The organism is Streptomyces sp. NPDC053673 (genome assembly GCF_055585225.1).
Map to the genome: position 1 here is coordinate 118,264 of NZ_JBVJKN010000017.1, position 12,886 is coordinate 131,149.

General features: G+C 70.8%; 15 protein-coding genes. 6 read left to right on the forward strand and 9 right to left on the reverse strand.

The window, feature by feature from the left end; translation table 11 throughout:
* The first annotated feature begins 57 nt into the window (after positions 1-57).
* Positions 58-825, forward strand: coding sequence for a bifunctional DNA primase/polymerase (locus tag ACZ6ZQ_RS23880; protein WP_469770518.1), 768 nt, complete (start codon positions 58-60; stop codon positions 823-825).
* A 67-nt stretch (positions 826-892) separates the two neighbouring features.
* On the opposite strand, the gene ACZ6ZQ_RS23885 is transcribed toward ACZ6ZQ_RS23880, so the two are convergent.
* The 4 genes from ACZ6ZQ_RS23885 to efeO are packed head-to-tail and all read right to left on the reverse strand — an operon-like array spanning position 893 to position 5,277.
* Positions 893-1,873, reverse strand: a complete 981-nt coding sequence (locus ACZ6ZQ_RS23885) for an SCO2278 family lipoprotein (RefSeq protein WP_469770560.1) — start codon at positions 1,871-1,873, stop codon at positions 893-895.
* Positions 1,761-2,726 carry an iron uptake transporter permease EfeU gene (efeU, locus tag ACZ6ZQ_RS23890; protein WP_469770519.1) on the reverse strand — a complete coding sequence of 322 codons (966 nt, stop codon included), beginning with the start codon at positions 2,724-2,726 and terminating at the stop codon, positions 1,761-1,763. The genes ACZ6ZQ_RS23885 and efeU overlap by 113 nt, the downstream gene beginning before the upstream one ends.
* 16 nt (positions 2,727-2,742) lie before the next feature.
* Entirely contained in the window at positions 2,743-4,116 is a 1,374-nt protein-coding gene (gene efeB, locus ACZ6ZQ_RS23895; protein WP_469770520.1) for an iron uptake transporter deferrochelatase/peroxidase subunit, read from the reverse strand.
* A gap of 12 nt (positions 4,117-4,128) precedes the next feature.
* A complete protein-coding gene (gene efeO, locus ACZ6ZQ_RS23900) occupies positions 4,129-5,277 on the reverse strand; it encodes an iron uptake system protein EfeO (RefSeq protein WP_469770521.1) in 1,149 nt (382 codons plus the stop codon).
* 266 nt (positions 5,278-5,543) lie between these two features.
* On the opposite strand from efeO, the gene ACZ6ZQ_RS23905 reads away from it, so the two are divergent.
* Positions 5,544-6,284 (forward strand): PhzF family phenazine biosynthesis protein, encoded by a 741-nt coding sequence (locus ACZ6ZQ_RS23905; RefSeq protein WP_469770522.1) that lies wholly within the window; start codon positions 5,544-5,546, stop codon positions 6,282-6,284.
* A gap of 105 nt (positions 6,285-6,389) precedes the next feature.
* On the opposite strand, the gene ACZ6ZQ_RS23910 is transcribed toward ACZ6ZQ_RS23905, so the two are convergent.
* Both ACZ6ZQ_RS23910 and map read right to left on the reverse strand, forming a co-directional pair.
* A complete protein-coding gene (locus tag ACZ6ZQ_RS23910; RefSeq protein WP_469770561.1) occupies positions 6,390-7,040 on the reverse strand; it encodes a biliverdin-producing heme oxygenase in 651 nt (216 codons plus the stop codon).
* A gap of 123 nt (positions 7,041-7,163) precedes the next feature.
* Positions 7,164-8,021: a type I methionyl aminopeptidase gene (gene map / locus ACZ6ZQ_RS23915; protein WP_469770523.1), complete on the reverse strand. Its 858-nt coding sequence runs from the start codon at positions 8,019-8,021 to the stop codon at positions 7,164-7,166.
* Between the two features lie 58 nt (positions 8,022-8,079).
* On the opposite strand from map, the gene ACZ6ZQ_RS23920 reads away from it, so the two are divergent.
* Positions 8,080-8,313: a hypothetical protein gene (locus ACZ6ZQ_RS23920; RefSeq protein WP_469770524.1), complete on the forward strand. Its 234-nt coding sequence runs from the start codon at positions 8,080-8,082 to the stop codon at positions 8,311-8,313.
* A gap of 50 nt (positions 8,314-8,363) precedes the next feature.
* On the opposite strand, the gene ACZ6ZQ_RS23925 is transcribed toward ACZ6ZQ_RS23920, so the two are convergent.
* Together ACZ6ZQ_RS23925 and ACZ6ZQ_RS23930 are read right to left on the reverse strand one after the other, a co-directional pair.
* Entirely contained in the window at positions 8,364-9,659 is a 1,296-nt protein-coding gene (locus ACZ6ZQ_RS23925; RefSeq protein WP_469770525.1) for an MFS transporter, read from the reverse strand.
* A 235-nt stretch (positions 9,660-9,894) separates the two neighbouring features.
* Entirely contained in the window at positions 9,895-10,500 is a 606-nt protein-coding gene (locus ACZ6ZQ_RS23930) for a hypothetical protein (RefSeq protein ID WP_469770526.1), read from the reverse strand.
* Positions 10,501-10,594: 94 nt separating this feature from the next.
* Here ACZ6ZQ_RS23930 and ACZ6ZQ_RS23935 point away from each other — a divergent pair, with 94 nt between their 5' ends.
* The 3 genes from ACZ6ZQ_RS23935 to ACZ6ZQ_RS23945 all read left to right on the forward strand — a co-directional run bounded on the left by ACZ6ZQ_RS23935 (position 10,595) and on the right by ACZ6ZQ_RS23945 (position 11,932).
* Positions 10,595-10,918, forward strand: coding sequence for a hypothetical protein (locus tag ACZ6ZQ_RS23935; RefSeq protein WP_469770527.1), 324 nt, complete (start codon positions 10,595-10,597; stop codon positions 10,916-10,918).
* A gap of 10 nt (positions 10,919-10,928) precedes the next feature.
* Entirely contained in the window at positions 10,929-11,645 is a 717-nt protein-coding gene (gene npdG / locus ACZ6ZQ_RS23940; protein WP_469770528.1) for an NADPH-dependent F420 reductase, read from the forward strand.
* A gap of 113 nt (positions 11,646-11,758) precedes the next feature.
* Positions 11,759-11,932: a hypothetical protein gene (locus tag ACZ6ZQ_RS23945; RefSeq protein ID WP_469770529.1), complete on the forward strand. Its 174-nt coding sequence runs from the start codon at positions 11,759-11,761 to the stop codon at positions 11,930-11,932.
* On the opposite strand, the gene ACZ6ZQ_RS23950 is transcribed toward ACZ6ZQ_RS23945, so the two are convergent.
* Positions 11,933-12,739, reverse strand: coding sequence for a site-2 protease family protein (locus ACZ6ZQ_RS23950; RefSeq protein ID WP_469770530.1), 807 nt, complete (start codon positions 12,737-12,739; stop codon positions 11,933-11,935).
* Positions 12,740-12,886 lie beyond the last annotated feature (147 nt).

The following is a 12,886-nucleotide window of genomic DNA, read 5'->3' on the forward strand; positions in this document are numbered from 1 at the left end:
GTCGATACGCGGCTTGGCCGCGTGGGCCGGGGCGAGCAGCGAGGTGTGAGGGGATAGATGGGCGACGGTATCGGCCGCTACCGCGGCACGGAGAGCAGGCTGTCCTGGGAGAACCGGTTGCCGCAGTGGCTGCGCAGGCGCCCCCGCGAGGACGCCTTGGACGACTCCAGCCGCCTCACCCTGCTGCTGGCCACCGCCGCCGCCGGACTGCCCCTCGCGCCCGCCGCGTACCCGTCCGGCCCCAGTTGCTCCTGTGAGCGCATCGGCTGTCCCACCCCGGCCCGGCACCCCGTCTCCTTCGCCTGGCAGACCCAGTCCACGACCGACCAGGACCGGATCGGGCGCTGGGCCGGCGACGAGCCCGCGGCCAACTTCATCACCGCCACCGGAATGGTCCACGACGTCCTCGACGTGCCGCTGGAGGCGGGCCGCGGCGCCCTGGAGCGACTGCTCGCGGAAGGCATCGACGTCGGGCCGGTCGCCGTGTCCGGCGCGGACCGGATGCTGTTCTTCACCGCCACCCGCGGTACTCCGGAGGACGAGGACGAGTGGTGGCCGTGCGAGCTGGACTGCCACCCCGAGACGATGGACGAGCACCCCGGGCTGCGCTGGCACAGCCGAGGCTCCTACGTCCTCGTACCGCCCGCGCGGCTCCCGGACGACCTCACCGTCGACTGGGTGCGCGGCCCGGAGCATCCGTTGCCGGACCCGCTGACGCTGCTGGAGGCCCTTGCCGACGCCTGCGCGAAGTACGCGGACGAGGCGGGGCAGCACGGCCTGGACCACCACTCGGTGGCGTGGCCCCTGTCGGGGCGAGGCCGCTGACACCGCCGACGGCCCGGGCGCGCGGTGGTGCGCGCCCGCCTCGCCGTCGCACATCCCCGGACGGGCCCTACGACCCCTTCGCCGCCGTCACACCCTGCAGCCGGCTCAGGATCGTCACCGCCGGTCCGTTGCCGCCGCTCGGTGCGAGCCGGACGACCTGGCTCGACACCCACTCCTTCGTGAGCGTGCTCTTCAACTCGCCCGTCATGAGCGCCTTCACGTCCGCGCCGGCCTTCGGCCGGTAGCCCTTCGCAGCCGTCTGCTGGTCGAAGTAGCGGGTGGCGAAGAACACCAGCGCCCCGCCGTCCTCCGTGACCAGCCCCAGCGGCGCGAAGTCCCCGGTGTCCAGCGGCTGGTCGACGTACTGCGTCGAAAGCCCCGGCCGCCGCTTGCTCCGGTCCCGCTCCTCGCGCCAGCCCGTGGTGTGCGCGCCCTGCGCGAAGTGCTCGGGCTTGCCGCTCGCCAGGTACGAGGCGTACTCCTCGCTCAGATTCCGCGGAGCGACCGCCGTCTGCGCGGAGTCCGGCGCCACCGGCTCCGCCCAGCCGTCCTTGTCCGTACGGAACTTGGGCACCTCGTCCGGGGAGAGGATCGCCAGGTACGCGGCCTCCCACAGCTGGCTGTTGCCGTTCTTGACGAACACCACCACCCAGCGGGTGTCCTGCTGGCCGGTGTCGGTGTCCCGGTTGCTGTCGGTGTCCGCGAGGAACCACCGTGGCCAGCCCGCCTTCTTGGGGACGTAGAACTTCGCGTCCGTCAGCTCCAGCGGGCGGTGCTCCGGATTGCCGCCCGGCGTCGTGACGCTGCGCGCCTTCAGACCCGCCTGGTTGATCGCGCCGAGCGCGCCCGTGACCCGGCCCGCGTCGAGGGCCGGGTCGTAGGCCTTGTCCGCCTTGTTGTAGGCGTCGGTGAAGTCCTTCAGGGCCTGTGCGGCCTCAGCTTTCGTCGCCGACGGTACGACTTCCCGCTCGCCGTGCACCGTCACGCACCCGCTCGCCGTCAGCGACAGTACCGTCGCCGCCGCGAGCCCCGTCGCCGCCCGACCCAGCCTGCTCATCGGTTGCATTCTGCTCCTCGACCCCCACTGACCGTCCGAACCCTACCGGGGCCAGGAACAGGGCGAGCGTCGGGATCAGATACAGCGCCCACACCGTGACCTGGAGGACCGTCGGGTCGGGCTGGAAGTTGAAGACACCCTTCAGCAGCGTGCCGTACCAGCTGTCCGGCGGGACCGTGGCGCTGACGTCGAACGCCTTGTCCGCCAGGCCGCCCAGGAAACGGGCCTCCTGCAGATCGTGCACGCCGTACGCGAGCACGCCCGCGGCAACGACCACCAGCATTCCGCCGGTCCAGGTGAAGAACTTCGCCAGGTTGATGCGCAGGGCGCCCCGGTAGAACAGCCAGCCGAGCACGACGGCGGTCGCGATCCCGAGCAGCACACCGGTCAGCGGGGCCGACGAGCCGCTCGTATCGGTGGCCGCCCGGACCGACGCCCAGACGAACAGCGCCGTCTCCAGCCCCTCGCGGCCGACCGCCAGGAACGCGGTGGCGACGAGCGCCCCCGTGCCCATCTGGAGCGCCGCGTCCAGCTTGGCGCCCAGCTCCGCCCTCAGATGCCGCGCGGTGCGCCGCATCCAGAAGACCATCCAGGTGACCAGCCCCACCGCGATGATCGACAACGTGCCGCCCAGCGCCTCCTGCGCCTCGAACGTCAGCTCCTGCGAGCCGAATTCGAGCGTCGCGCCGAACGCGAGCGCCAGCGCACAGGCCGCCCCGATACCGAGCCAGATCGGTTTCAGGGCGTCCCTGCGGTCCGTTTTCACCAGATACGCGATGAGGATGCAGACGACCAGACTGGCCTCGAGACCCTCGCGGAGGCCGATCAGATAATTGCCGAACACGGCGGGTCCCTTCTGACTACGAGAACAGCGCCCGGCCCCACCAGTCGTCCTTGCCGCGGACGCCCGGCGGAACGGCGAACAGAGCCGAACCCACGTGCTGGATGTACTCGTTGAGGTCGTCCGCGGCGAGGTTGCGCTGCACCGGGATGAACCCCTTGGCGACGTCCCGCTGGTAGGCGAGGAAGAACAGGCCGGCGTCGAGGCGGCCGAGTCCGTCCGTGCCGTCCGTGAACGAGTAGCCCCGGCGCAGCAGTTTCGCACCGCCGTTGGAGTCCGGGTGTGCCAGCCGCACATGGGCGTTCGGCAGCATGGCGGGCAGGAACGGCTCGTCGCGCTCCTTCGCCTTGCCGACGGCGGCACCCTCGCCCTTGTCGCGGCCGAAGATGTCCTCCTGCTCCTGCAGCGGCGTACGGTCCCAGGCCTCGATGTTCATCCGGATCCGGCGTGCCACCAGGTAGGAGCCGCCGGCCATCCAGGAGGGGCCGTCCTTCTCGGACACCCAGACGTGCTTGTCGAGGGCGGCGGCGTCGGTGCCCGAGATGTTCCGGGTGCCGTCCTTGAAGCCCATCATGTTGCGCGGCGTCTGCTCCTCGGGCGTGGTCGAGGAGGTCTTGCCGAAGCCGAGCTGCGACCAGCGCACCGCGATCTTGCCGAAGCCGATCCGGGCGAGGTTGCGGATGGCGTGCACGGCGACCTGCGGGTCGTCGGCGCAGGCCTGCACGCACAGATCGCCACCGCTGCGGGCCGGGTCCAGGTTGTCGCCGGCGAACTTGGGCAGGTCGACGAGTGCGGCCGGCCGGCGGTCCTTCAGCCCGAAGCGGTCGTCGAACAGCGAGGGGCCGAAGCCGATGGTGAGCGTCAGCCGGGACGGCTTGAGGCCGAGGGCCTCGCCCGTGTCGTCCGGCGGGGCCTCGGCGAGACCGCCGTACGCGCCCTCGCCGACCGCCTGCCCGGCCGTCATCCGCTCGGCGGCCCGCGTCCAGTCCTTCAGCAACTGGACCAGTTCCGCACGGTCCTTGGTCTTCACGTCGAAGGCCGCGAAGTGCAGCCGGTCCTGCACGGCGGTCGCGATACCCGCCTGGTGCGCGCCGTGGAACGGCACCGCCGCGCCGCTGATCGCGGCGGGGACGGTCTCGCCGCCGGAGCGGGTCGCGGCCACCGCACCGCCGGCCGCGGCGGCGCCGAGCGCGAGCCCCGCGCCTCCCCAGCCGAGCACCGCGCGCCGCGAAGGCGACGCGGCCTCGGACGACGACGTGCTTGCGGTGCCCTCGGTCCGGGCCGTGCCTGTGGAGTCCTCGGTCCCGGACGACGCGACTGTGGAGTCCTCGGTCCCGGACGACGTGCCTGTGGAGTCCTCGGTCCGGGCCGTGCTCGTGGTGTTCTCGGTCATCGTGCCGGCCTCCTACTTCACCACTGCCGCGGCGAGCTTCGACAGCGGCTCGGCCAGCGCGTTCACGCCGTCCGACAGCTCCTTGCGCTGCGGCTCGGTGACCTTGTCGTACGACGTGAAGACATACGAGCTCTTGTCCGTGCGGTACTTGTCGAGCAGCGTGTTCATCGCCGCGAACTGCTTGTCCAGCTCGGCGACCAGCTTCGGGTCGTTCTTGGCGGCGACCGGCTTCAGCAGCTCGAACGACTTCTGCGCACCTTCGACGTTCGCCTTGAAGTCGACCAGGTCGGTGTGGGAGTAGCGCTCCTCCTCGCCGGTCACCTTGCCGGTGGCGACCTCGTCGAGGAGCTCCTTGGCGCCGTTGGCCATCGAGGTCGGCGAGATCTCGGCGGTACCGACGCGCTTCGCCCAGTCGGCGAGGTCCTTGTCGAGGGTGTCGGCGAACGCCTTCTCCTCGGCGCCGAGCTTCTTGTCCTGCCACAGCGCCTTCTCCAGGCGGTGCCAGCCGGTCCACTGCTCGCCCTTCTTGAGGTCGGCCACGCCGTCCTCGCGGAGGTCGACCTTCGGGTCGATGTCGCCGAAGGACTCGGCGACCGGCTCCGTGCGCTCCCAGCCGATACGGGAGTCGGCGTAGGCCTTCTTGGCGGCCTCGATGTCGCCGGCGCGCACGGCGTCGGTGAACACCTTCACCTTGGGCAGCGTTTCGTCGGCCTGCTGCTGCACGTACGTGCGGAACTCGGCGACCGCCTTGTCCATCTCGGGCGACCGCTTCGCGGCCTTGCCGCCGGTCACCTTCACCTGCTGACGGATGCCCTCGCCCTTCATGCCGGGCTTGCAGGCGATCTCGTAGTCACCGGCCTTCACCTCGGCGGTGAGCTTCGCCTTGGTGCCGGGGCCGATGTTCTCGCGCTCGGCGACGATGCGGTCGTCCGGGAAGAGGATGTAGACCTCGGTGACCTTGCCGCCCTTGTTCTCGATGTCCAGCTGGACGTGCCCGGCCGGGAACTCCTTCTTGGACACCTCGCAGGAGTCGTCCTTCGCGGTGACGGTGACGGCACCGTCACCGGCCTTGGCGTCACTCTTCTCGGCGCAGCCCGTGATGGCGGTCAGGGCAGCCACTGTCGCGGCGGCGGTGACGACGGAGAGGCGGACGGGTCGCATACAGGCTCCACAAAGGACGGGACGGGGGTGGGACGGCGGTGAGGCTGACCTAACTTAACCGAGGCTTACCTGAGCGATACCCCTTCGTCCAGTGATTCAGCTCTCACGACCGGGCTGCGGAAACGCCCCGATCACGGGACGGTCAAGTCCCGGTCAAATGTGGCGCTTCGGTGCGACGGGGGGAGCCCCGGTCCGCCGATGCGGCAGCACCTCGGCCGGCTGCCGGCCGTCGTATCGCTGTCGTACGGGGATGTTTGAATGCCCGCGTGACTCACGAACGACCCCGCGGCATCGACGTCCTCCATGTCTTCTGCGCCGCCGACGGCCGCCACGGCAACGCCCTCGGAGTCGTACGCGACGGGCGTCCGTACCCCGACGAGAAGTCCCGGCAGGCGCTCGCCGCCGAACTGGGCTTCAGCGAGACCGTGTTCGTCGACGATCCCGAGCGCGGCGCCGTCGACATCCACACGCCGGGGCTGCGGCTGCCGTTCGCCGGTAATCCTCTGGTCGGGGCGGCCTGGCTGCTCGACTTGGAGGTGGTGAACCCGCCCGTCGGCGAGGTGTGGGTGCGGTCCGACGGCGAGTTCACCTGGATCACGGCCCGCGCCGAGTGGGCCCCGTCGTGGACCTTGTGTCAGTACGGATCGGCCGCCGAGGTCGAGGCGCTGGAGGTGCCGCCCCAGAGGGTGGGGGCACCACCCACGCCCGAAGGGCTGTGGGGGAGGTCGTATGCGTGGGGCTGGGAGGACGAGGCCGCGGGCCGGGTCCGTGCCCGGGCCTTCCCGGGGAGGATCGACGAGCGCGGCGGCAGCCGCTCCAGTGGAGCCGGGGCTTGCACCGGGGATATCGACGAGGACGAGGCCACCGGCGCCGCGGCGCTGCTGCTCACCGCGCAGCTGGGCCGGGCCCTGAACATCATGCAGGGCCGGGGTTCGCAGATCCTCACCGCCCCCGGCCCCGACGGCACGATCGAACTCGGCGGCCGCGTACGCCTCGCCGCCCACTGAACGGCCAGACGAGTAAGTCCTGTCTCCCGTCGTCCGCCCGGAGGGCGGCGCGAAGCAGGCGGGAGACAGGACTCACTCGTCTGGGCCCTGTCGCCCGGACAGGGCCTACGCGCTCAACGGGAATTCCTGGCCCAGCTCCCTGAACACCGCGCCGTTGAAGTCGAAGGCGCGCTTGCACTCGTCGATGATGCGCTGCTTCTCCAGGTCGTCGGCCTTCACCTGGTCCAGCAGCTCCCGGTAACCCCGCTTGAACGCGGCCGGGTTGGGGATCTGCTCGAAGACATAGAAACGGACGCCGTCGCCCTTGCGGTTGAACCCCCAGGTCCGCTCGGCCTTGTCCCGGATGATCTGGCCGCCGGAGAGGTCTCCGAGGTAGCGGGTGTAGTGGTGGGCGACGTACCCCGCGGGCCAGGTACGGGCGCACTCCTCGACACGCGCGGCGTACGCGGCCGTCGCGGACAGCGGTCGGAGCCCCTCCTGCCAGTCCGCGCCACGCAGATGCGCCAGATCGCGCTCCAGTTCGGCCGTACGGAACAGCTCCGGCTGTATGAACGGGCCGGCGACGGGGTCGTCCTTGAGCGTCTCGGCAGCGCCTTCCAGTGCCCGGTACACGAACCACAGCTGCTCGGTGTAGCGGGCGTACGCGCCGACCGTGAGCCGGCCGCCGAGCAGATCGCTCATGAAGGTCGAGGTTTCCGCTTCGGTGTGCTGTTCGTGCGACGCGACACGGATCAGGGTCGAGAACGGCGTGTCCAGCGTGTCCAAGGCGGGCCTCCGGGGACCGATGGGGACGGGAACCGGTAAGATCCTGCTACTTAGGCTTACCTAAGTCAACCGGTTCCCGACGGCCTGTCGGTAAAACGCTACCCCTGTTACGCCTCAGGGCAACGTCAGGATTTCGGCCCCGCTGTCCGTCACCACCAGGGTGTGCTCGAACTGGGCCGTCCGCTTGCGGTCCCTCGTCACGACGGTCCAGCCGTCTTTCCACATGTCGTACTCATGCGTGCCGAGCGTCAGCATCGGCTCGATCGTGAAGGTCATTCCCGGCTGGATGACGGTGGTCGCGTGCGGGCTGTCGTAGTGCGGGATGATCAGCCCGGAGTGGAACGACGAATTGATGCCGTGCCCGGTGAAGTCGCGCACGACGCCGTAGCCGAAGCGCTTCGCGTACGACTCGATGACCCGGCCGATGATGTTGATCTGGCGGCCGGGCTTGACCGCCTTGATGGCCCGGTCGAGCGACTCCCGCGTCCGCTCCACCAGGAGCTTCGACTCCTCGTCCACGTCGCCGCAGAGGTAGGTGGCGTTGTTGTCGCCGTGCACACCGTTGATGTACGCGGTGACGTCCAGGTTCACGATGTCGCCGTCGCGCAGCACCGTCGAGTCGGGGATCCCGTGACAGATCACCTCGTTGATGGAGGAGCACAGCGACTTCGGGAAGCCGCGGTAGCCGAGCGTCGACGGGTACGCCCCGTGGTCGCACATGAACTCGTGCGCGACGCGGTCCAGTTCGTCCGTGGTCACACCGGGGGCGATGAGCTTCGCGGCCTCGGCCATCGCCTGCGCGGCGATGCGGCCCGCGATACGCATGCTCTCGATCGTTTCGGCGTTCTGGATCTCCGGCCCGGTGTACGGCGTCGGCGCGGGCTTCCCGACATACTCGGGGCGCCGGATGTTTCCGGGAACGGAGCGGGTGGGAGAGAGCTCCCCTGGTACGAGCAGCGACTGGCCAGACATGTCAGCGAGTCTAACCAGGGCCGGTGGGGCAGCATGGCGTCAGAGGAAGGAGCCGACGATGGCCCTGTTCAAGAAGCGCACGGTGGGCAAGCCGGGCGAGTGGTACTACTGCCTGGAGCACAAGAAGGTCGAGGAGGGCCCCGAGTGCCCTGCCAAGGACCGCTTCGGCCCGTACGCCACCCGCGGGGAGGCCGAGCACGCGATGGAGACCGCGCGTGAGCGGAACCTGGAGTGGGAGAACGACCCCAAGTGGCACGACGCTCCCCGCGGCGGGGGCGACGCGTCCGGCTGAGACGACGCGTCCGGCTGAGGCGACGCGTCCGATCGAGACGCACGTCCTGATCAGAGTGCCGCTTCCGTCTGCGCCGCCGCCTCCTCCTTCTGCGCGCGGCGGCGCAGGGCGTCCTCGTCCGTCTCCGCGTCGTAGGTGAACAGCTTCGGCAGGACCGCGGCGAGCAGCCCGACCGAAGCGACGCACGCCAGGCCGCCGGTCCAGAAGGCCGCGCGCGTACCGGTCCAGCCGGCCATGGCACCCGCGCGGACCTGGCCCAGCTGGGGGCCGACGCTGTACGAGAGCACCTCGATGCCCGCGAGGCGGCCGCGCAGGGACTCCGGGATGGTCTGGTTCCAGATCGTGGAGCGGCCGAGACCGCTCAGCATGTCGCCCGCCCCCGCGAACGCGAGGCACAGCAGCACCAGCCAGACGTTCGTGAACCAGCCCGCCGCCGCGATCGCCAGCCCCCACCCGGCCGCCCCGAAGACGACGAACAGCCCGTGCCGCCGCACCCGTGACGTCCAGCCGCTGGTCAGGCTCAGCACGACCGAGCCCACCGACCCCGCCGCGTACATCAGGCCCAGGGACCACTCGGCGTCCAGCTCGTCCGCGAGGAACGGGAAGATCGCGTTGGGGAACGCGAAGAACATCGCGGCCAGGTCGACCGCGTACGTACCGAGCAGCACGGGCCGGCTCCACGCGTACCGCGCGCCCTCCGCGATGCCGCGCAGCGACGGCTTGTCGGCGTCGTGCGCGGGCGGGGCGGCGGCGAGCCGAGTGCAGAGCAGTACGGAGACGACGAGACCTGCGAGCGTCGTGGCGTACGCCGAGGCGTGGCCCGCGTACGCCACGACCAGGCCGGCCAGCGCGGGTCCCGCGATCGCGCCGAGCTGCCAGCGCAGGGCGTTGAGCGCGGACGCGGCGGTCTGCTGGTCGTGCGGGACGATGCGGGCCAGCAGCGAGTCCAGCGCGGGCCGCTGGAGCCCGGCGAGCGCCGAGACACCGGCCGCGACGAGATACAGCGGCCAGAGCATCGGTGTCGGCAGCAGCGCGTTGACCAGCAGAATCGTCGCCATCGCGGCCATCCCGGCCTCGGTGAGCAGCAAGACCTTGCGCCGGTCGACGGCATCGGCGAGCGCGCCGCCGTACAGCCCGAAGACGACCAGCGGTACGAGCTCGACGGCACCCATCGTGCCCACGGCGAGCGGTGACCCGGTCAGCTCCTTGATCTGCAGGGGCAGCGCCACCAACGCCATGAAGCTGCTGAAGTAGGCGACCAGCCCCTGGGCCCACAGCAACCGGAAGTCCCGCGATGACCGCCATGGGGCCAGATCGGGGAGGAGCGCGCCGATTCGTGATGCCATGACTGGTCATGCTCCGCGCGCGACGCGAACGGCGGCAACCGGTTTTCCGACCCCGGCCGCGGCCGTGCGGGGCTCCGAAATGAGCCCGTTGGGGGCTGCCCCGGCGAAGCTCCGGGCGAGATCGAGGACACGGCCGAAAGCCGTACGGGTCTGGGGCGATGCCCCTGGGACGTACGTCGGGGGTCTGGGGTGATCCCCCTGGGAAAGGGCCCGTCGCAGGCTCCCCCCGGACCTGCTACCAGCGCGGCGGCGGCGGAGCCGTCAACTGGTCCGCGAGCCGGGAGAGGCGGTCGCGCAGACGGAGGCGGCCGCGCGGCGCCGGCGGCAGTACGTTCTCACCGGCCGCCGCACTGACCAGGTGCTGAACCGTGTCGAGGTCCACCTCCGCCGCGCCCCCGACGGTGAGCGCCTCGTGCGCGAGGCCGTGCACCTCCGGGTCCCCGGCGTCCAGCGCCAGCACCGTCGCCCCGGCGCGACGGGCGTCGTGGACCCGTTCCAGCAGGCCCCCGTCCGGCCGCTGCGGCGCCACCACCAGCAGCGTCTCGCCACGCCTGGCCGCTTCGACACGGCCGAGCCCGACGGCCAGGTGCGCCGGGTCCCCGGCCCGTACCCGGTGCCGGACGAGCGTGGGAGCCAGCTCCGGCTGCCCGGACCAGGCGGCCTCGTCCACCAGATGCGCGGCGAGATGCCACGGCTCGTACTCGGCGGTCCCGACCAGCAGCAGCCCCCCGCCCTGCGGGACGACGGACGAGCGCAGCGCTCCGGCGAACCGTCGGGCCGCGGCGGGCCATTCGGTCCCGGCGAGGACTTCTCGCAGCAGTGCGACGCGTACGGCATCCATGGCCCCGCATCCTGCCCGAACGACGGGGCGAAGGCAGGCGGTTGGCGACAGCTCACCCCTATGAGGCGCCGCCGTCCCCGGGCATCATGCCGCCATGAGCTTTCCCTGGATCTGGGTGACGGCATGGACGGCCGTCGTGCTGCCCCTCGCGGTGCTGCTGTTTCTCGGCAAGGCGCCCGGTTGGCTTCGCCGGCGTGTCGGCCCGCGGGGCCTCAGGGCCCGCGGCTGGCTGCTGTTCGCGGCCTGTGCCGGGGCGCTCGTGCAGGGTGTCCTCGACCTGGCAGGGGTCGGTCGGACCGACTGGTACGCGCTGCGACTGCTGGCAGGGCCGGTGCTGATGCTCGTCGCGTTCGGCTGGATCGTGTGGGTCGATCGCGTCGAGCGGCGGCCTGTCCGGGCCCACCCGACCAGCCAGTAATGTCGAGTCCATGACCTCACACGACAACGCTGCCGCCCCGAAGCCCGCCGCTCCCGCCAAGGACCCCTGGGACCTCCCCGATGTCTCCGGTCTGGTCGTCGGTGTCCTCGGCGGCACCGGTGACCAGGGCCGTGGCCTCGCCTATCGGCTCGCCCGCGCCGGGCAGAAGGTGATCATCGGATCCCGGGCCGCCGAACGCGCCGGTACCGCCGCCGCCGAGCTCGGCCTCGGCATCGAGGGCGCCGAGAACGCCGAGTGCGCGCGGCGCAGCGATGTCGTGATCGTGGCCGTGCCGTGGGAGGGCCATGGCAAGACCCTGGAGGCGCTGCGCGGCGAGCTCGCCGGGAAGCTCGTGGTCGACTGCGTCAACCCGCTCGGCTTCGACAAGAAGGGCGCGTACGCGCTGAAGCCGGAGGAGGGCAGCGCCGCCGAGCAGGCCGCCGCCCTGCTGCCCGAGTCGCGGGTCACGGCCGCTTTCCACCATCTGTCGGCGGTGCTGCTGCAGGACGAGTCGATCGAGGAGATCGACACCGATGTGATGGTGCTGGGCGAGGCGCGTGCGGACACGGACATCGTGCAGGCGCTGGCGGGCCGTATCCCGGGCATGCGGGGTGTTTTCGCGGGCCGCCTGAGGAACGCGCACCAGGTGGAGTCGCTGGTCGCCAACCTGATCTCGGTGAACCGCCGCTACAAGGCGCACGCCGGCCTCCGCGTCACCGACGTCTAGTGCCGCGACCGGCAATGTTTGCCGGGAGGGGCACTAGATGCCGTCGTACGGGAGCGTACGGGCATGGGGGACACTGGTCCGGAACACCACTGACCGGACAGGAGCCGACCCCCATGCCCCGCCTCGCCCTCTACGCCATCGTCATCTGCCTCCTCGCCGTCGCCGCGGCGGTCGTGTCCTTCGTCGAGGGCAGCTGGCTGGGGATCATCTGGGTGCTGCTGGCCGGGGTGTCGTCCAACATGGCCGTGTACTACATCCGCCGGGCGAAGATCGCCAAGCAGGCGTGATCACTGGCTGAGGGCCGCCTCGCAGAGCGGGTTCTGCCCGGTCCAGAAGCGGTACAGGTTGAACCCGCAGTACGTCTCGGGCTCGGACACCCCGAGCCCTCGCAGGACCGCGTTGATCGCGTCGAAGAACGCGTGGTTGACCTCGGGAATGAAGAGAACCCCGAAGACGGCGAGCAGACCGAACGGTGCGAACGGCTCCACCTGGCGGCGGATCTTGTACGACAGCCACGGCTCGATCACCCCGTAGCCGTCCAGACCCGGCACCGGCAGGAAGTTCAGGATCGCGGCCGTCACCTGAAGCAGCGCCAGGAACGCCAGGGCGAAGCGGAACGCCATCGGAACGCCGTCCAGCGCGTCCAGCCAGAACGGAGCGGTGCACACGACCGCGAACAGGACGTTCGTCAGCGGGCCCGCTGCGGAGATCAGGCTGTGCTTCCAGCGGCCGTGGATGCGGTGCCGCTCGATGAAGACCGCGCCGCCCGGCAGACCGATGCCACCCATGATCACGAAGATCACGGGGAGCACGATGCTCAGCAGCGCATGGGTGTACTTGAGCGGATTGAGCGTCAGATAGCCCTTGGCGCCGATGGTGAGGTCGCCGCCGTGCAGCGCGGTGCGGGCGTGCGCGTACTCGTGCAGACAGAGCGAGACGATCCACGCGGCCGTGACGAACAGGAACACCGCGAAGCCCGCATTGGGCGCGAAGCCGGTCCAGACCGCCCAGCCGGTGACTGCCATGATCGCTGTGATGCCGAGAAAGACGGGTGAGATCCTCCGGTCGGTGCTGCGGGTGGTGGCGGAGGTCATGGGCGGGGCTCCTGGGGTGCGGCGGGGCGAGCGGGGCGGGACGGGGTCTCCCCTGCCGGAGGCTGGGGGAGGGCGGCGCGAGTAGACCGTACCGGTGACGCGGGAGGAACGTCCTGCGAGGTGCGACGGGTTCCTGGCGTTCCGGTG

What these genes read in the sequence shown, in the direction of transcription:
- ACZ6ZQ_RS23920 (WP_469770524.1), top strand. Translation starts at nt 8,080, where the DNA reads ATGGCCCTGTTCAAGAAGCGCACGGTGGGCAAGCCGGGCGAGTGGTAC.
- ACZ6ZQ_RS23945 (WP_469770529.1), top strand. Translation starts at nt 11,759, where the DNA reads ATGCCCCGCCTCGCCCTCTACGCCATCGTCATCTGCCTCCTCGCCGTC.
- efeB (WP_469770520.1), bottom strand. Translation starts at nt 4,116, where the DNA reads ATGACCGAGAACACCACGAGCACGGCCCGGACCGAGGACTCCACAGGC.
- ACZ6ZQ_RS23930 (WP_469770526.1), bottom strand. Translation starts at nt 10,500, where the DNA reads ATGGATGCCGTACGCGTCGCACTGCTGCGAGAAGTCCTCGCCGGGACC.
- ACZ6ZQ_RS23925 (WP_469770525.1), bottom strand. Translation starts at nt 9,659, where the DNA reads ATGGCATCACGAATCGGCGCGCTCCTCCCCGATCTGGCCCCATGGCGG.
- efeO (WP_469770521.1), bottom strand. Translation starts at nt 5,277, where the DNA reads ATGCGACCCGTCCGCCTCTCCGTCGTCACCGCCGCCGCGACAGTGGCT.
- ACZ6ZQ_RS23880 (WP_469770518.1), top strand. Translation starts at nt 58, where the DNA reads ATGGGCGACGGTATCGGCCGCTACCGCGGCACGGAGAGCAGGCTGTCC.
- ACZ6ZQ_RS23935 (WP_469770527.1), top strand. Translation starts at nt 10,595, where the DNA reads ATGAGCTTTCCCTGGATCTGGGTGACGGCATGGACGGCCGTCGTGCTG.
- ACZ6ZQ_RS23950 (WP_469770530.1), bottom strand. Translation starts at nt 12,739, where the DNA reads ATGACCTCCGCCACCACCCGCAGCACCGACCGGAGGATCTCACCCGTC.
- npdG (WP_469770528.1), top strand. Translation starts at nt 10,929, where the DNA reads ATGACCTCACACGACAACGCTGCCGCCCCGAAGCCCGCCGCTCCCGCC.
- map (WP_469770523.1), bottom strand. Translation starts at nt 8,021, where the DNA reads ATGTCTGGCCAGTCGCTGCTCGTACCAGGGGAGCTCTCTCCCACCCGC.